The sequence below is a fragment of the Flavobacterium collinsii genome (assembly GCF_946903285.1).
Classification (GTDB): Bacteria; Bacteroidota; Bacteroidia; order Flavobacteriales; family Flavobacteriaceae; genus Flavobacterium; species Flavobacterium collinsii.
This window is the reverse complement of sequence record NZ_OX336425.1, coordinates 2,868,589-2,887,730: the sequence shown is the minus strand read 5'-3', so window position 1 is coordinate 2,887,730 and position 19,142 is coordinate 2,868,589. Positions and strand designations below refer to the sequence as shown.

Sequence of the window (19,142 nt, the reverse complement as noted above, 5' to 3'; positions counted from 1 at the left end):
TGTTCTCGAAAAAATATCGTTCTATTACAGTATATGTATTGACGAACTATCTTTTCTTATGCTTGGAACTTTTTGGAAAGTAATAAGTGAGTCCCAAACCAAGTCTCCAGTAATAATCATCTCTTTTACCTCTTACGATATAATCAACATTGTCGCTAAAGGTCATATTATATTCTGCGAATAATTTTACTCCTAAATTACTGGTCGCCATATATTCTAAACCACCTCCAAACTGAACTTTACTATGAAAATTTTTGTATTCCTTATTAAATTCAAATCCGTAACCACCAAAAACAAATGGAGTCAGGATATCGTGAGGCAATATGATGCATTCGAGATTTAGATCTGTAGATACATATCCCAATTTGTCTCTTCCTTTATTCCCAATTTTGAATGCATTGGCCGAGGCACTTATATTAAAAGCCGGAGTGAAAAAATACTTCACCGCTCCTCTGACCATTGGTGCCGGCTCCGGACTTTTATAATCGCCTTGTATAATGGCTGTTCCTCCGGAAACCTCTATACCAAAAAGGCCTCTTTTATCTTCTAAATTTCTATCGTATAATTGTGCCAGATCGGCTTCGCTTTTTTCCGCATCATAGGCTGATACAAAAGCATCGATTTGATTTTGAGGTGCATTCACTTCCCAAAGCTTGTCTTTGATTCCTTGTACAATAAGACCTTCAACAGCTTTTTCTATGGCTTCGGTAACTGCCAGCTGAATGGGTTCGTTTCTGGTAAAACCGGTTTCTACTTCCAAAAGTCGATTTAGATTTACATATCGAAATAAACTGGCATCTATACTTTGTGATAAGATTGTCTTAGAAACATAAACAGTATTTAATATTTTTCCGTTTGAAGTGGAAACCAATCTTAAATATACTGTAACGCGATCTTGTCGGTATCGAGTAGAACCTCCGGCGCCAAAATATCGGGCTCCGAAACCTCCGGTAATAATATTGGTATCATAGGAAATAATACCACCTTCCAGTAAAACTCCTGCAAACAATAAAGGAGTCAATACTGCTTCACCGCCTTCTTTTTTTGCCTCATATTCCTGACGTGTAGACCGGATAATGTTTCGTTCGTTTAATAAATTTCCAAGATTCTCGCGTTCTATAGGAACAAACCATTTTGAATCCTGAAGTGCTTTTATTAAAATAGAGGTAGCACCCTGAGTAACTGCTGTGCTAAATGTGCTTCCAACTTCAGTCGCTTTGTATTGACCTGTCTGGTCTTTAAATTTATATACCCCTACCACAATTTGTTCTTTTGGTTTTGGCATATCGACTAAATGTTCAGTTGCAGAAGTGTTTTCTCCAAAAACAGCTTTCTGAACTCCTACGGGTTGATTAAAATAAGCGCCACATCCTGAGAGTAGGCAGGTTATTAATAGTAGAAAAAGGAGAGTTTTATTCATAATTAGTTATTTTTTAATAATAAAACATGAACTTACTTTTTATAAAAATCGAATACCAGACTATTTACCCGGTATAATAACTTGCGTTTGCTCGCCAGTTTCTATATCCAGAATATTGACAACCATTCCTAAGTTAGAATTGTAAATATCCACAGACAGCGTTCCGAAGACATAATTACCAGGAGTAAGTCCTCCACCGGTACCGCCTCCAGTACCACCTCCAGAACCTGTACCTGAACCAAATTGACTATCAAATAATGAATTTGAAATTCTATTGAGCAATTGATTATTTAAAGTACTTTTAAAACGTTCCAGATCTGTTGGCTGCTTGTATCCGCCGTTTGCAGTGGTATCTTTATAATCATTTTGTGCCTGTGCAGAACTAAGCATCCATTGATAATTAAAAGTTTCACCACCGCTAAAAGCCGGATTAATAGGCTTATAAGCAAGATCCTGTGCAAAAGAAACGGTACAAAAACCCAACACAAATACGAATGAAATTAATTTTTTCATATTGCTGTTATTTAGTTTCCTACATTAAAAAAAGATAAACTCCTCTACAAAAAATTACTTCTCGATTATTAATATTGAGTTATTTATTAATACTGAGTTATTATTTTATTCTGTTTTTCGATGTCTTTAAAATACTTAAATGCTTTTGATGCGGCAGATTCTGCCATGTATTTTAAAAAATCTTCGTCCGGACGTGAAATAAATTCTTCCACTATTTCTCCATCTATCAGAATAGTAATTTTTGTTGTACGTCCAAAAGTCAATTCCTCCTGAACGGTCACGATTTTACTTGTATTAATTCTTAGCTTTGAATATTGTGCATAAAAAAAATCATAAAAATCATTCCCCAGTTTTGTTTTGGTATCATTAGCAACAATCCCGATCATTTCAATTCCATCTACAGGAATTGGTTTTCCGGCATCCGATACTTTGTCTTCTCCAAAAACAACACGGTCTTTCCCTATCAATTCATTTTTTTCATCATAAATTAATAGCAATATTATAATCTCATCTTCTGGTGTAAAATTAACTTGCGTTTTAGAAAGTTCAACTTTTTGAATCGGTTCTAATGTGACTCTGCCATCCTGAGCATTATTTGATTTATTCGAGTTTTTTTTATTTTTTTTAAATACAGTCAATTTATATGATATGTTCTTAAACTGCGATTTTAAGTTTTCTGCAGTTCCCGTAATAGCAAGTAAATTTTCTATTTCTTTTACTTCTATTTTGGCTTTTACTTCAATGTGAACTTCCTGAGAAAATCCAGATTCAGAAAAAAAAATAGCAAAAACAATAATCAATATGCTCAAATACTTTTTCATGATACTATCGATTGAATATGTAAATTGTCCCCGAGTTTCCCGTTTGATTAATTATTAAATCTTTAGATATCGAATTTGAGCCGGTACTGATTACCGATAAATTATTGCCGTACTGATTGATTGCCATGGAAGTGACTCCACGCGAATACATCGAAGTATCATTTATATAATTGTTATTGCCTGTTTGTGTGTAGGACTGATTGATTTCATCAGCATATTTGTAGACATTCATGTAGTTATTGTTGCCTGTCTGTTGTGCGGTAACATAAGCATTATTACTTATGATGGTTAAATTGGCTTGATTGTAGTTTCCAATTTGAGCAACATTAACGATGTTGCTGCTTTTAATATATTGATTTACTGCTTGATTTTGATTGCGATTGTATGCTTCATTTAATAAATAGTCACTCCTATTCACATCAATTACTTGAGAGAACAAAATCCCTGTGATTAGTAAGAATATAAAAGTGGCTAAACGTTTCATGACCTATTGTAATTTAAAAAAAGGAAGAACTTAATAGTTCAAGTTCTTCCTTTTCCTGGTTTATTCTTAGTTAGATTGAATTACTACACTTCCATTTAAGAAACCTGTTTGAGTAACTGTACTCATATGATCGTTTCCAAATTGTGCAGTGGCTGCAAAGTTGCCGGCTCCGTATTGTTGAATACTAGAAGTGTTGTCCCAGCCTAATTGTAAAGTAGCTGCATTGTTAAACAGTCCAAATTGATCTGTAGATGCGGTGTTGTCATTTCCGAATTGAAGTGTCAAAGCGTTATTGGCAAGACCAAATTGATTAGTAGTAGCTGTATTGAAGTTACCTATCTGTAATACATCAGAATTGTTGTAAGCTCCAATTTGAGTAGTAACTGCAAGATTACCGAACCAGATTCCCTGAGCGATGCTAGAATCATTATTGTCTCCGATTTGTGTTACTACAGCAACATTTCCTCCTCCTAATTGTCCAACAGTAGACTCATTATCATCTCCATATTGTCCTACAATTGCAACGTTGGCAATACCTATTTGGTCAACATCTGAGCTATTAGTTGCTCCTACCTGAATTACCAGTGCACCATTTAATAAACCTGTCTGGTCCACATCACTCATGTTACCTTGCGCAAAAGCTGCGACTCCCACAAACAGCATCGCGGAGATGCTTAAAATTGCTTTTTTCATAATAAATATATTTAATTGGTTATTAATTCAATTTATTATGTAGGTCAGTATGATTTAGGGAAATCATGCACTCAAAATCTTCATTCAAAAATAAAAATCAAAGCTTTTATTTTCTTTCTTCATGATCAAAATTAGAAAACTTATCACCAACCAAAACAGGTATAAATACCTATTTTCCAATATCTTAATTACTTTTCGATGAAGTGTAAAACTATCTCGATGAACTACTTTAATGCTTTTTTTTCTTAGCAGGAAAAAAGCTACTTTTAATAATTTGATCACAATTTAACTTAGACATTTGTTAAAACAAAATCATAATATCAATTTTTTAACAAAATCATAAAAAAAATCCTGTCTTGAAAAAGACAGGATTTAAGAAAGCGTATATTCTAAATGTTACTTGGTAAACAACAATTCTCTGTATTTCGTCAAAGTCCAGCTTTCATCGTCTACTAATAATTCTAATTTATCACAGTGATTGCGGATGTCTTCAAAATAAGGTTTTACTTTATTACAATAAGCTTCTGCCATTTTTTGCGCATCGGTCAATTGATTTGCCGTTCTTCGTTCACTGGTCATCGCCAGTACTTTAGAATTGATTCCTTCTATATGACCTGAGATTTCTTTGATCAGAACAATTTGTTCTTTTGCAATGGTTTCAAACTCTTTACCAAAAATCTCTTTTAACCCTTTTACATTTTCAATTAAAGTATTTTGGTAGCGAATAGCAGTTGGAATAACATGGTTTCTGGCAATATCTCCTAATACTCTCCCTTCGATCTGGATTTTCTTAGTGTATTCTTCCAATTCAATTTCGTAACGGGCTTCTGCTTCAACATGATTCAGAATTCCAAGTTCGTCAAATAATTCCAGAGCCTGTTTCGAAACTTTCGCTTTAATCGCTTCCGGAGTAGTTTTAAAATTACTCAACCCTCTTTTAGCCGCTTCTTTTTCCCAGGCATCACTATAGCCATCACCTTCAAAAAGAATTTTTTTAGACTGCTTGATGTATTCTCTTAAAACATTAAAGATCGCATCGTCTTTCTTCATGTCTTTAGATTCAATTAAACCGTCTACTTCTATTTTAAAATCTTTTAATTGTTTGGCCACAATAGCATTCAGTGTAGTCATTGCGTTTGAACAGTTCGCATTCGAACCCACCGCTCTAAACTCAAATTTGTTTCCTGTAAAAGCAAAAGGCGAAGTTCTGTTTCGGTCTGTATTGTCCAAAAGAACGTCCGGAATTTTTCCAACAACGTTTAATTTTAAATCTGTTTTTTCCTCAGGAGATAATTTCCCGGTGGTTACACTCTCCAATTCCAACAATACTTTAGACAATTGCGCTCCGATAAAAACAGATATGATTGCCGGAGGTGCCTCATTAGCTCCCAAACGATGATCGTTGCTCGCCGTTGCAATAGAGGCTCTTAATAAAGTTTCGTAATCGTTAACTGCCTTAATCGTATTGATAAAGAAGGTTAAAAATTGCAGATTGCTCATTGGTGTTTTACTCGGACTCAATAAATTAACCCCTGTATCTGTTGCCAATGACCAGTTGTTATGTTTTCCCGAACCATTTACTCCTTTAAAAGGTTTTTCATGAAACAGCACTTTAAAATCATGACGCTCTGCTACTCTTTGCATCACATCCATTAATAAAGAGTTATGATCTACCGCCAAATTGGTCTCTTCAAAAATTGGAGCTAGTTCAAACTGATTAGGCGCTACTTCATTATGACGTGTTTTTACAGGTATACCTAATAACATACACTCCTGCTCTAAATCTCTCATGTAAGTTAACGCACGCGTCGGAATAGATCCAAAATAATGATCGTCTAACTGTTGTCCTTTTGCCGAAGTATGCCCTAATAAGGTTCTTCCTGTCATCATTAAGTCAGGACGGGAATTGGCCAATGCCTTATCAATTAAAAAGTATTCTTGTTCCCAGCCTAAAGTAGCGGTAACCTTCTTTACATTTTTATCGAAATATTTACATACTTCTGTCGCTGCTTCGTCCATAGCAGATAAAGCTCTTAACAACGGAATTTTATTATCCAAAGCTTCTCCCGTGTAGGCTATAAATACAGTTGGAATACACAAAGTCGTACCATAAATAAATGCCGGAGAAGTTGGATCCCAGGCGGTATACCCTCTCGCTTCAAATGTATTTCTGATTCCACCATTTGGAAAACTTGAAGCATCTGGTTCCTGTTGTACCAATTGTGCTCCTCCAAACTTTTCTACAGGATCACTTCCATCATAAGAAGTTTCAAAAAAAGCATCATGCTTTTCTGCTGTTGTTCCTGTAAGAGGCTGAAACCAGTGTGTATAATGGGTAACACCTTTTGATAATGCCCATTCTTTCATACCCATGGCAATATAATCGGCCAGTTTTCTGTCTATTTTAGTCCCATGTTGAATAGCATCTCTTACTCCTTTTAAAGCATCAGAAGTTAAAAATTGCTTCATTGCTTTTTCATTAAACACATTTGAACCAAAGATGTTCGATTTTCTGTCTATTTCTTCAAAATGTACCGGCTTTCTTGTAGAAGCTTCTTGTAAAGCTTGGAAACGTAATGTTGACATGTATATAAGTTTAAAGATTTGTAATTATTTTCATTAAAAAAGAGAAACAAATATAAACAATAAACTCCCCTGTTTGAAACATAAACTTTAGAATATTATCCAACGATTTATCAACATTAAACGCTTTTTTCAAAGAATAATGAATTTGATTCAAAGAAATATAACAAAATGCCGCAGTATTATTCATTAAATCAACATTTTTCCACAATTCTATGGTTTAAAAATTTAAAAACAGCCCCTCATTTTTACGAATTTGCCTTTTTACGCTATATAAAATTACTTTTTTAAAAATATACCCCTTCAAAAATTACGCTTATCTAAAAAATAGTATCACTCTAAACAAAATAGCCCCCTAATTTTTAGGAGTGAAAAAATAAATCTATCTTTGACCCAACGAAAAAAAACAAAAAAATTAATTTATATTATTATGGCTAAAATTAAGTTAGAATACATTTGGTTAGATGGATATGAACCAACCCAAAATCTTAGAAGTAAAACTAAAGTTGAAGAGCACGAAAATTTCAAAGGAACGTTAGCAGAACTTGGGAATTGGTCATTTGATGGTTCATCAACCAAACAAGCCGAAGGCGGATCTTCTGACTGTCTTTTAGTTCCAGTTGCAATCTATCCGGATCCAACACGTATTAACGGATACCTGGTAATGTCAGAAGTTATGTATGCTGATGGAAGACCACACCCGTCTAACGGTAGAGCCACAATTGATGATGATAATGATGATTTTTGGTTTGGATTCGAACAAGAATACTTCATCATGGACACTAAAACTCAACTTCCTCTTGGATTTCCAGTTGGAGGTTACCCTGCTCCACAAGGGATGTACTACTGTTCTGTAGGAGGAAAAAATACTCACGGAAGAAAATTAGTTGAGGAGCATGCTGATTTATGTATTGCTGCAGGAATCAATTTTGAAGGTATCAACCAGGAAGTTGCCTGCGGACAATGGGAATTCCAATTATTCGCTAAAGGCGCTAAAAAAGCCGGAGATGAGATCTGGGTTGCCCGTTACTTATTAGATCGTTTGACTGAAAAATACGGTTATTACATCGAATACCACCCAAAACCACTTGGAGATACAGATTGGAATGGTTCAGGTATGCATGCTAACTTCTCTAACGAAGTACTAAGAACATGTGGAGACCAGGCTACTTACGAAAGAATCTGTGAAGCTTTCAGACCTGTTACTGCAGAGCACATTGCAGTTTACGGAGCTTACAACGACCAACGTTTAACCGGTAAACACGAAACTGCTTCTATCCATGATTTCTCTTATGGTGTTTCAGACAGAGGATGTTCTATCAGAATTCCGTTAATGACTGTACAAAAAGGCTGGAAAGGCTGGTTAGAAGACAGAAGACCTGCTTCAAACGGTGACCCATATAAAATCGCTGCGAGAATTATCAAAACTGTAAATTCAGCATTGTAATTATTAGCTATATCATACTCAAAAGTGCCCCTCAATTATGAAGGGCACTTTTTTTTGTAAACCTGTCTTTTAAAAACCTTTAACATCTAAACAACAGAACATTTTAGAGTTAACTTTTTAATAATTCATTTTTAGATTTAATTTAAAAACTATCTTTGTGAATCACTAAAAAAACATCCTAATGGTTTGGATTTTCTTCTTAATAGCTGTTGCACTTATTCTTGCTTTAGACTTAGGCGTTTTTAACAAAAACCCACATATCATTAGTACTAAAGAGGCAAGCAAATGGACTCTTATCTGGGTAACCCTTTCTTTTCTTTTTTCAGGAGTTATTTATTGGCTCTATACCACAGATTATATTGCAAATCCTGATAATCTGAAACCCGCTGTAGCTTCTATGAAGTTTATAACCGGTTATCTGATTGAATTATCGTTAAGCGTTGACAATATTTTTGTAATCGCAATTATTTTTGCTTCCTTTAAAATACCTCAAAAATACCAGCACCGTGTTTTATTCTGGGGAATTCTGGGTGCCGTTGTTTTCCGCGGATTAATGATTTTCTTTGGAGTAATGCTCATCAATAAATTTAGCTGGACCACTTATTTATTTGGCGCCTTCCTGCTTTTTACAGCCATCAAAATGTTGTTCACCGGAGACAATGAAGATTTTCAGCCCAAAGACTCTTTTATCTACAAAACACTGGGGAAAATTATTCCGATTACTTCCCAAATGGAGGGAGAGAAATTTTTCATTCCCACAAAAACGGCAAAAAAAGCGGCTACTCCATTATTTGTAGCCCTTATTGTGATTGAATTCATGGACGTTCTTTTTGCGGTAGACAGCGTACCCGCCATTCTAGCCATTACTTCCGATCCATTTTTGGTATTCAGTTCTAATATTTTTGCTATTCTGGGATTACGTTCGATGTACTTTTTCTTAGCCAATATGTTGGCAAAATTCAGTTATCTGGAATATAGCCTTATTGCGATCTTAAGTTTCGTAGGATTAAAAATGCTGCTTCACGATTTTTTCCATGTACCGGAATGGGCTTCTTTAGCCTTCATTGCGCTTTCACTTTTAGCCGGTATTCTGGTTTCGCTTAAATTTGGAAAAGAAAAAGAACTTACTGATACCGATCCGGAATAGCACTTAAAAATATGTCTAGTCCTGAAATAGCGATACACAAAAAGTATCATTATGGAAGTACCTCAAGAAATACGCTATGTAAAGCGTACACAAAAAGACTACTCTATGTCTTTTAAATTACAAGTTGTTCAGGAAATAGAACGCGGAGAACTCACAGCAACGGAGGCTACAAAGCAGTACGGCATCCAATGCAAAAGCACAGTTGTCCAATGGCTTAGGAAATTTGGTAACTTTGATTGGGAAAACCAAACCTCTATGAAAATGGCAAAAACACCTGAACAAAAGATTATGGAGCTTGAAGCTCAAGTCAAACTTTTAGAGAAACAAAAGGCACTCCTGGAAAGACAGGCTTTTGTTGCAGACAAGAAAGCAATCTTATTTGATATGATGATTGATTTAGCGGAAAAAGAATATCATATTGATATCCGAAAAAACTCTGTGCCCGAACAATCACCCATTTCAAAGAAAGAGAACAACAAACAATAGGATTTACCTGTTATTTGTTCGGGATAGACAGACAGGTTTATTATCGAAAAATTAAAAGAACAACAATTAAACAAAATAAAGCTAAAGAAGTTGTTTTAATGGTTAATGATCTTAGGCAATTAATGCCTAGAATAGGTGCTAGAAAGCTCTATTATCTTTTATTGGATCAACTCCATTTGATGAAGATTGGAAGAGATAAATTCTTTGATATACTTAGAGCTAATCATTTATTGGTACAACCTAAACGCAGTTACCATATAACCACAAATTCACATCACCGGTTTAGAAAGCACAAAAATCGAATTTTAGATTTAGAAATAAATCGCCCTGAACAAGTTTGGGTATCCGATATTACTTATATCGGAAAAAGAGATAATCCGTGTTATCTAAGCTTGATCACAGATGCTTATTCAAAAAAGATAATGGGGTATTATGTTGCTGAGAATCTCAATACTCAAAGTAGTTTAAGAGCTCTTAAAATGGCTCTTAAGCAAAGAACGCATAATACATTAACTCTAATCCATCATTCAGATAGAGGTTTGCAATATTGTGCACATGAGTATCAAAAAGAACTTATGAAAAATAAATATTATGCAGCATGACCCAAAATTCAGATCCTTATGAAAATGCGATAGCAGAAAGAATTAATGGAATTTTAAAACAAGAATTTATGATCGATAAGTATCATCAAAAAAGAAAAATTACAAACTTAATAATAAAGGAATCTATCAATATTTATAATAATCTCAGACCTCACTATTCTAATTACATGTTAACACCAAATCAAATGCATTCTCAAAATCAAATTCAAATGAGAAGATATAAAACAAAAAACAGTTGCAAGAGGGTTCTTGCAACTGTTTAATTAATTATTTTTATGTAATAATCTGTATCGCTTTTTTAGGACGAGACAATAGTATAAAGTTAAAAAGGAGATCATGACGATCTCCTTTTTTTTATTTTATACTAAATCTCAAAATTCCTATTGTGTTAAATTATAGTATTACACTTATAATTTAACTTTTTAAAATTTAAAAAATATAATATTAATCCTATTTTTAACTTTATTATAATTTAAAAAAATCATGAATAAAAATTACATTTATCTTAGTTTATTGCTCTTATTCAATACCATATTATTTGGACAAAGAGTAACCCTAACCCCAACCATGGTCAATGGTGTTAGTATCAATGCAGGACCAATCAATCTTGGTGGTGTTTCATATTCAAGTATTTCACTATCAGCCAAAGTAGAAGTTCCTGCTAACGCAGCAATTGGAGATCAAGGTACAATCAAAATTTATTTTTCAAAATTATCTCCTCAAAACGCAAATATTGCTATTGGAGGCGATGGCGGACAACTTTACTTTGGAGGCGGAAAAGTCGCAGTCGCAAGTTTCAACATAAATCTTAGCTGGGGAGATTTTTTAACATCTGGAGGTTTCATATATGCTGAATACAAAAATCCAGGGGGAGCAGCCTTCAAAAGTTCAAATCTAGCAGTTATCAAAAATGCAACACTAGACGGAAGTGGAACCATAATCCCTCCTTCAGATGCTCCTGATCCTTCAAGAATATCAAACACTTTATGTTGTAATCAAATTGTAAGATTGGGAGATAAACCTACACCTATAACTGGCTCTCAATACCTCAATCCATACGAAGATAAAGCATATGGTATCAACTCTTCTTGGGCTGCAAACGGAAATCCTAGTGTAAGATTTCAAAATCTTGACAATATAAATAAGATTCTAAACATTGATTATATTACTGAACCCGGAGATTTTAGTGTTACTAGAAACTTAGGATATAATTACAGTGTTGACAAACCAAACAAAAGTAACATTATAACGATTACAGTTGCGCCTTCGCCAATACTTACCAATACAATTTCCACAAATAGCGTAGCTAATTCCGATGGGCATTATGAACTGTCAAATACCAAAACATTAAATCTATACGGGGTTTCATCTAAAATAAACTTAAACATGTTGCAAGACCCATGGCATACAAATACCAGAGGTGACATTGTAACGGATGTCGATGGTTATAAATGGCAATATAAAAACAACAGCGTTAATTCCAACCCTTGGATAACAATACCAAATGAATCAAACGGAGATTTAAATTTTTCAGATCCCTCTTTATCTACAAATCCTGAAGATACTCATTATCTAGTCAGGAGAATAGCAACTTACCAGAATATATCTAGAATAAGCAATGAAATAAAAATTCTAATTAGAGGATTACGCGATAATAATACGATTTGTTGTGATCAAATTTTAAAAATCACAGATCCTAGCAATTTCGAAAATCCACAAATTATCACGGGATCTACAACCAGTCTTGACAATCCTTATCCAGAGGGTTATGGTTTCCGAATTTATTTACTAAATTATCAATGGCAAAGTCAAAGCTTAGAAGGAGGTTATCCTACTACTTCATGGTCAAACATCCCGGGGGCGACTTCTAAAGATTATCTTCCTTCACTACCACTTACTGTTGTTTCTGGTAGAAGAGGAGGATATAGTTTCAAATCTACATATAAATTTAGAAGAATTGCTACAATGAATTATGTAGTTTCCGTTAAAAATAAAGAAATATATGGACTAGCGACAAGTTACAGTAACGAAGCTTATTTAGACGGTACTGCTTCTCAACCCTATATACAACTTTACCCAAATCCAACTTCTTCAAGTTTAAACATTGAATCAGCTGTAGATATGAGTAATGCAAAAATTACAATCTTAAACGTTTTGGGCAATATTGTAAATTCAAATAATTTTTCAACTGTGACTTCTAAAATAATAAACGTAGATGTTACAAATTTGCCGACTGGAACCTATTTTATTACAATTGAAAATATACAAGGAATTACTCAAAAAACCTTTGTTAAACAATAAAAAAACATATAACTAAAAAAGGAGATCGTCAGATCTCCTTTTTTAGTTTATACTCCAATGATTAGTTTAATTGCTTAACATTACTATCATCAATGTTGTACTTTTTAATAACCGCGTTATAATCTAAATTATCAGTTGTCACTTTTTTTCCGGTTTTTGCATTTTTCCCATCATCCCCTGGAACAATAACTACTCTAAAGACTTTTCCTAATCTAAAGCTACTCGGCAATTGAGAATAATCACTTAAACTCCCCTTAATAAAGATTGTAACTCTATTTTTCGAAAAGGTATAATTGTATTGGGCAGTTTCCAGACCGTTATTGAAGTAGTATACCTGAGGTAATAATGCCCAGCTATCCGGTCCACTTGTACTTACTAATTCATATACTAAAATATTATCTCCTGATAGCATACCTGAAGGTGTACTAGTAACGGAAAAATTTGGTCCAACAAAATTGGCATCAACTTCATAAACATAAGGAATTGCAGAATCTAATCCCGGAGGCCCTTCTGGTCCTTCACAACTTGAAAATCCGATTAGTCCAACGACTGCAACTGCTAACAAGGTAAGTATCTTTTTCATAATTTCTGTGGTATTATTTGTTTTTAGAATATACATATATAAAGGTATTCCAAAAATCAAACCAAAAAAAATATTTCGCGCCATTCTTGTTAGAATTTTCCATTATTTTTTCATAACCTGCTGATTTTTAAGTAGTATTTTATTAAAAAATAATACATGATAAGGCAATGAATTCTCCCAATAATCCCAGGTATGTGCTCCTGCACGTTCGGTATAATCGTGATCTACCTTATTATAAACCAATCTTCGGTGCAATTCTCGGTTGGGTTCTATCAAAAAATCATCGACACCACAATCTATAATTAAAGGGAGTTTATTTGTTTTTAATTTGTCTAGCATTCCCATTACCGCATATTGCGCATACATTTCGGAACTGTCGCTTTTATCCCCAAAAACGGGCTGCATTAATTTTACGATCTGTGCCGATGCATCTCTATTAAGCATTACACTCATATCGACCGCACCACTCATGCTACCAGCAGCACAAAACAAATCCGGATGTTTGGCAGACAAATACAAAGCACCATGCCCTCCCATAGAAAGACCTGTAATGACTCTTCCGCTTTTGTTGCTTATGGTTCGGTATGTTTTATCTACTTTCTGAATCACTTCCTGAGTGATAAAAGTTTCAAACTGACTTCCTTTATTCACCGGACTGTCCAGATAAAAACTAAACGTTTCTCCTTCGGGCATGACGATAATCATATTGTATTGATCGGATAAATTTTGCACTAATTTTTTATTGGGTGTGTTTTTCAGCCAGTCGCTAAAATGTCCGTAAGCCCCATGCAGTAAATACATCACCGGAAATGCCGATTTGCTTTTTGCATACGAATTTGGTAAAACAACCGCAGCTTTGTAGGTTTTGCTCATGGCTGTACTCGCAACTTGTAACGTATCTACTTTTGCTGCATAACTCATTGAAGTAACGCCCAAAAAAACAGCAAATACTAAAATTCTAAAGTTTTTCATATTTAAATTTTTCTGATTAAGGATTGTAAATATAACTTTTTCAAAATGAACCTTATGAAAAATCCGGTCGTTTTTTCGACACAGAATCAAGGAATTTGTTGGATTTTTTTATTTAGGTTTGAAAGTTAGTTTTGCCACGAATTTCACAAATTTCCACCAATTAAATGGGACATAAATTACTCAAAAAATACAGCCACAGATTAATGGATTCTTAGAGATTAAAATATACCTAACACCAGCATTCGCAAATCAAATTTGCGCAATTCGTGTAATTCGCGGCAAAAAAACTCCAAACCAGAATCATCCTACTCTCTAAAATCTGTGGCAAAAAAACAGCCACAGATTAACCAGATTCCCACAGAGTAAAAGTATCCTACACTAACATTCGCAAGTTAAGTTTGCGGAATTCGTGGAATTCGTGGCAAAAAAAATCCAAATCAAAATCATTTTAATCCCCAAAATCTGTGGCAAAAAATACAGCCACAGATTAACCAGATTCCCACAGATTAAAAACATCCAACATCAACATTCGTAAATCAAATTCGCGCAATTCGTGGAATTCGTGGAATTCGCGGCAAAAAAAACTCCAAATCAAAATCATTCTAATCCCCAAAATCTGTGGCAAAAAAAACCACTCGTCGAAACGAATGGCTTTAATATTTTGAAAAGACAAGCATTACCAGATTACTACTCGCAAGCTATCCGGCTGATACATTTTATCTCCTTTTTTGACATTGAATGCCTTATGAAACTCCGGAATATTACTCAACGGCCCGTTAACTCTGAATTGCTCAGGTGCATGTACATCGGTCATAATTTGATTGATTTTTGACTCATTCCTCCTATTGATCATCCAGGAATAAGCGTAGGCCAAAAAATAACGCTGATCAGGAGTTAGTCCGCTGATCTTTTCCTTGTTTTTATATTGAGCTGTTTTTTGAAATGCTTCATATCCCATAATAACACCTCCCAAATCGGCAATATTTTCACCTTGAGTAGCATCTCCGTTTACATTTTTTCCAAGTATGCTGAATTTATTGTATTGATCTACAATTAATTTTGTCTTGGCTTTAAATTTCTTCAAATCTTCTGCTGTCCACCAATTGTTTAAATTTCCTTTTTCATCGTATTGACTCCCCTGATCGTCAAAACCATGTGTGATCTCATGTCCAAAAAACGAACCTCCAATAATTCCATATAGTATGGCATCGTCCGGCATACGACCTTCGTAACCCGGAACGATAATGTTACAGGCTGGTATTACAATCTCGTTATTACTTGGATTGTAATAAGCATTGTAGGTTTGTGGTTGCATAACCCATTCGTTTCTGTCAACCGGTTTACCATATTTGTTTATCATAAATTTATAATCCCAAATATTAGCTCTCATTACATTTCCGCAGTACGAGTTTCTATCTATTGAAAGCTGGCTCATATCCTTCCATTTATCAGGATACCCTAATTTCATTACCATTTTACTCAACTTATACAATGCTTTTTGTTTGGTAACCTCACTCATCCAGTCTAACTTTTTAATGTGCGAAGCAAATACATCACGAATATTGTTTCCTATTTCGAGCAGTTTCTCTTTTACACCTTTTGGCATATAATCAGCAACGTATACCTGACCAATTAATTCCCCCAAAGACGAATCGGTTTGTTCTACTACTCTCTTCCAACGTGGTTTTTGAGTCGATACACCGTTTAATACTGTAGAATAGAATTTGAAATTTTGCTTTTCAATAGCCGAATTCAAATAAGGGGAATAACTATTTATAAGATTCCATTTCAAATACGTTTTCCATTCTTCGATCGTATAACTTTTAAGTGTCGAATTTAGGGCTTTAAAAAATTCCGGTTGACCAACAATTACAGAATCAGCTTTGGTCACTCCTAAAATCGGCAGGACTTTCTTCCAATCGATATTGGACGTAAGAGCATTGAACTGATCAATACTTAATTTATTGTAATTTTTGATCGGATCACGTAATTGCTCTAATTTTCGGGATGATTTTGCCAGTTCGGTTTCAAGTTTCAATATTACTGCCGCATTTTTTGCAGCAAGAGATTCTTCTTCACCTGTTAATCGCATCATTGTTTTAAGATGCGCCAAATATGCTGCACGAATTTCAACATTTCGTTTATCAGTATCCAGATAATAATCTCTTTGCCCCATTCCAATACCACCTTGCCCGAAAAACAACGCATACTTGGTGCTGATTTTATCATCCTGTGCAACATAAAATGAAAAACCGGGATCTGCTCCAACCGTTTGCAAATGTGCAATTGTATTGACCAGCCCCGAAACATCTTTAATTTCACTGATCTTTTTAATTTCTGTATTTAACGGAGACAAACCAGCTTTTTCAATCGCAGTGGTATCCATTCCTGAAGCGTAAAAATCACCTATCTTTTGTTTGTTGCTGCCTTTGGCGAGGGATTCGTCTTTTGCCGAGTTTTCGCAGATACTTTTAATTTGCTTATTAATAGTATCCATTACAATTCTCATGATACCATTATTACTATCAGTAGCAGCAATAGGATTTTTTTTAAACCAGCCATTATTAGCATAGTTAAAAAAATCTTCAGCAGGGTTTACCGTGGTATCTCGGTTGGTTAGTAGCGGATCTGAAAATACCGTTTCTTTTTTGCTACAGCTTAAAAAAGCCATTCCAATAAGGAGAAACGCAATTCGTTTTCTAAATAAATTCATGCAGTTATAAAGTTTAGTTGATTGTGTTAAATATATTCTTGCCCTGATTGTTACATTTTAAGCATAACAAACATGTAAATATAAATTTTATAACAACAACCTTTGTCGGTAAATTGACAAAAAAACTACACAACCTACAGAAACGCCGATTTTATACTCCAAAAAATGCAAAAAAAGTCTTTACTTTTTCTGAATGTTAATACGATGCATCTCAGAAACTTAATAATACATCCTCTTTAGCTAATAATAATTTTATGTTCGAGACGATACTGTGAGGCGCTTTTACCAGTATATTGTTTGAAAGATTTACTAAAGTGACTAAAATTATTGAACCCGCTTTCGTAACACACTTCATTGATACTTATAGGTTTCTCTGCCAATAGTTTTGAAGCGTGCACCAAACGGTATTCGTTTACAAACTCTGTAAATGTTTTATTACAGATCTTTTTAAAGTAACGGCAAAAAGAAGGTGTTGTCATGCTTATCAAACTTGAAACTTCGTCTATCGCAATTGATTCCTGAAAATGGTCTTTCACGTAATTAAAAATTACATTCATACGGTCATTGTCCTGCGTTTGCAATTCTAACGAAAAACCGTCGGCATTCAGCACCGTATATTCTTCTGATGAATCTAGCTCATCCAAAATACTCAAAAGGGTCAACAAACGCTCAAATGGAAGTTGATTTTCCATCATTTCGATTCTTTCACCTACCTTTTTCTTCGTTTCTCCACCAAAAGCGATTCCTCCTTTTGACTGACTCAGAACATTTCGGACCTTTCTCATTTCGGGTACGACAAAAAAGTCATTCCCTAAAAATTCAGGTTTAATGTGAATTACAGTCTCATCTTTATTTCCTGTTAGTTCATTTGTAAAACCACAATGTGGCAGGTTTGCCCCTATCAAAAGCAAACTACCATTGGTATAATACGAAACATGGCTCCCTATTTGTCTTTTCCCTGCCCCCCCATTTATGTAAACCAACTCAATTTCGGGATGGTAATGCCATATATGTGCCTTGCTGTTGGTTTTCTCAGCATGTTTGGTATAGGTAAAGGAGCTTCCGTAAGAATTAGATATCACTTCAAGAGCTGGGGCAATAGTCTTCATGATAGAGTCTTTAAAAAATAATAGCAAATTTAACAAAAACACCTAACATAATTTACTTTTTAACCTATAACGGTTTCGTAAATGAGAATATCTCACAAAAAAGCAAAAAATTACAAACTCCAAATTACGATTATCAGGTTGTTTTTTTTAGTACTCATATTTTTTCGATTGTTTTTTTTAACATATACTATTTAATCTTGTCTTTTTATAAACATATAGCATTTTCGTAAGAATTAGCGCTACTTTGTAAAATCCTCAAAAAACATCAAATATTAAAAAATAACAACCTAATTAACAAAAACACCTAAAATAATTCAAATTTTAACCTATAACGGTTTCGTAAATGAGAATACAGCACATAAATTAGCCAATAGAGTTGTGCAAAAAAAACTGTTATCGAAGTAATTTAGCATCAGAGAAATGAGTTAATCATTTAAAACTAAAAGCTATGAAAAAGATTTTAAAATTAAGTTTTGTCTGTGTAGTCCTTTTAACCGGGTTGAGTACTTATGCAATTGATGGAAATGAAAACGGTAACAACGATTTCAACCTTCATGTATTAAAAGCTAATGGAAAGCTAATTACGTTTGCTCTAAACCAGGTACACAAAGCAAGTTTGAGTATTTATGACAAAAGCGGTTCTTTACTTTATACTGAAAACGCTTCAGGTAAGGATGGAATTTTAAGAACTTTTAGTTTAGAAGAATTTCCGGAAGGAACTTATTTCTTAGAAGTTGAAGACAGTGTTAAAAAAGTGAGACATGAAATTACGATAACCGATGACAAATCAGTATTATCTTCTAAAGCAGTTTCATCTACATATAAAGCAGATTTCTCTGCTCAAAATTCAAACGTAGCAGTACGTTAAAAAAGTTTATACTCGCATAAAGTATAAAAATGAGGTTAGATAGTTAGTAAAGTAAAAACGTGATTGTTTTAAAACAGCTCTTTGTGGTTATTGAGCTGTTTTTTTTTGCTTTTAACTTAATCGTTTAACCGCAAGGTGCGCAAGGTTTTTTTATGTATATTTCTTACACAAACGCAAAGTTCGCAAAGCTAATTATTGATAAAGCCTTGCGAACTTTACGGTTACTACAAACAATCTTTGATAGAAAACCTTGCGCACCTTGAAGGCAAATTCTTAAACATGAATTTTGTAAGAAATAGAAATAAAACCACATTACCTTAACTTTTTCAAAACATTAAAGCATAACAACAGAATTAACAATAACCTTAAACAAAATTCAAAATTTAACCTATAACGGTTT

Annotated in this window: 17 protein-coding genes; 7 read left to right on the top strand and 10 right to left on the bottom strand. The window is 34.1% G+C overall.

The genetic code is table 11. The annotated features are described in order from the left end of the window. Positions 1-46: 46 nt before the first annotated feature. The 6 genes from OGZ34_RS11940 to OGZ34_RS11915 form a co-directional block, all read right to left on the bottom strand. Complete coding sequence (locus tag OGZ34_RS11940) at positions 47-1,420, bottom strand: CsgG/HfaB family protein (protein WP_173965628.1); 1,374 nt, start codon at positions 1,418-1,420, stop codon at positions 47-49. A gap of 60 nt (positions 1,421-1,480) precedes the next feature. After that, a complete protein-coding gene (locus OGZ34_RS11935) occupies positions 1,481-1,933 on the bottom strand; it encodes a curli assembly protein CsgF (protein WP_173965630.1) in 453 nt (150 codons plus the stop codon). 86 nt (positions 1,934-2,019) lie between these two features. Continuing rightward, positions 2,020-2,754, bottom strand: a complete 735-nt coding sequence (locus OGZ34_RS11930; protein ID WP_173965632.1) for a CsgE family curli-type amyloid fiber assembly protein — start codon at positions 2,752-2,754, stop codon at positions 2,020-2,022. A 4-nt stretch (positions 2,755-2,758) separates the two neighbouring features. Beyond that, positions 2,759-3,238, bottom strand: a complete 480-nt coding sequence (locus OGZ34_RS11925) for a hypothetical protein (protein ID WP_263360328.1) — start codon at positions 3,236-3,238, stop codon at positions 2,759-2,761. Positions 3,239-3,304: 66 nt separating this feature from the next. Beyond that, the gene (locus OGZ34_RS11920; RefSeq protein ID WP_173965636.1) at positions 3,305-3,931 is read right to left on the bottom strand and encodes a hypothetical protein; all 627 of its coding nucleotides are present in this window, start codon (positions 3,929-3,931) and stop codon (positions 3,305-3,307) included. A gap of 396 nt (positions 3,932-4,327) precedes the next feature. Then, positions 4,328-6,517: a glutamine synthetase III family protein gene (locus tag OGZ34_RS11915; protein ID WP_173965638.1), complete on the bottom strand. Its 2,190-nt coding sequence runs from the start codon at positions 6,515-6,517 to the stop codon at positions 4,328-4,330. Between the two features lie 427 nt (positions 6,518-6,944). On the opposite strand from OGZ34_RS11915, the gene OGZ34_RS11910 reads away from it, so the two are divergent. The 6 genes from OGZ34_RS11910 (at position 6,945) to OGZ34_RS11885 (ending at position 12,497) form a co-directional block, all read left to right on the top strand. Then, positions 6,945-7,961: a glutamine synthetase beta-grasp domain-containing protein gene (locus tag OGZ34_RS11910; protein ID WP_173965640.1), complete on the top strand. Its 1,017-nt coding sequence runs from the start codon at positions 6,945-6,947 to the stop codon at positions 7,959-7,961. A gap of 181 nt (positions 7,962-8,142) precedes the next feature. Then, a complete protein-coding gene (locus OGZ34_RS11905) occupies positions 8,143-9,108 on the top strand; it encodes a TerC family protein (protein WP_263360327.1) in 966 nt (321 codons plus the stop codon). 51 nt (positions 9,109-9,159) lie between these two features. Continuing rightward, the gene (locus tag OGZ34_RS11900; protein WP_263360326.1) at positions 9,160-9,594 is read left to right on the top strand and encodes a helix-turn-helix domain-containing protein; all 435 of its coding nucleotides are present in this window, start codon (positions 9,160-9,162) and stop codon (positions 9,592-9,594) included. Positions 9,595-9,608: 14 nt separating this feature from the next. Then, positions 9,609-10,196, top strand: coding sequence for a DDE-type integrase/transposase/recombinase (locus OGZ34_RS11895; RefSeq protein WP_263360325.1), 588 nt, complete (start codon positions 9,609-9,611; stop codon positions 10,194-10,196). Continuing rightward, on the top strand, positions 10,193-10,459 hold the full coding sequence (locus OGZ34_RS11890; RefSeq protein WP_263360324.1) for an integrase core domain-containing protein: 267 nt from the start codon (positions 10,193-10,195) through the stop codon (positions 10,457-10,459). The genes OGZ34_RS11895 and OGZ34_RS11890 overlap by 4 nt, the downstream gene beginning before the upstream one ends. Positions 10,460-10,679: 220 nt before the next feature. Beyond that, positions 10,680-12,497: a T9SS type A sorting domain-containing protein gene (locus tag OGZ34_RS11885; RefSeq protein WP_263360323.1), complete on the top strand. Its 1,818-nt coding sequence runs from the start codon at positions 10,680-10,682 to the stop codon at positions 12,495-12,497. A 61-nt stretch (positions 12,498-12,558) separates the two neighbouring features. On the opposite strand, the gene OGZ34_RS11880 is transcribed toward OGZ34_RS11885, so the two are convergent. The 4 genes from OGZ34_RS11880 to OGZ34_RS11865 form a co-directional block, all read right to left on the bottom strand. After that, on the bottom strand, positions 12,559-13,080 hold the full coding sequence (locus OGZ34_RS11880; protein WP_263360322.1) for a peptidase associated/transthyretin-like domain-containing protein: 522 nt from the start codon (positions 13,078-13,080) through the stop codon (positions 12,559-12,561). A 102-nt stretch (positions 13,081-13,182) separates the two neighbouring features. Then, complete coding sequence (locus OGZ34_RS11875; protein WP_263360321.1) at positions 13,183-14,052, bottom strand: alpha/beta hydrolase; 870 nt, start codon at positions 14,050-14,052, stop codon at positions 13,183-13,185. A 676-nt stretch (positions 14,053-14,728) separates the two neighbouring features. Continuing rightward, on the bottom strand, positions 14,729-16,765 hold the full coding sequence (locus OGZ34_RS11870) for a M13 family metallopeptidase (protein ID WP_263360320.1): 2,037 nt from the start codon (positions 16,763-16,765) through the stop codon (positions 14,729-14,731). Between the two features lie 236 nt (positions 16,766-17,001). Continuing rightward, positions 17,002-17,874 (bottom strand): AraC family transcriptional regulator, encoded by an 873-nt coding sequence (locus OGZ34_RS11865; protein ID WP_263360318.1) that lies wholly within the window; start codon positions 17,872-17,874, stop codon positions 17,002-17,004. Positions 17,875-18,322: 448 nt separating this feature from the next. Between OGZ34_RS11865 and OGZ34_RS11860 the strand changes: the two genes are divergently transcribed. Next, a complete protein-coding gene (locus tag OGZ34_RS11860; RefSeq protein WP_173967954.1) occupies positions 18,323-18,742 on the top strand; it encodes a secretion protein in 420 nt (139 codons plus the stop codon). The last annotated feature ends 400 nt before the right edge of the window (positions 18,743-19,142 follow it).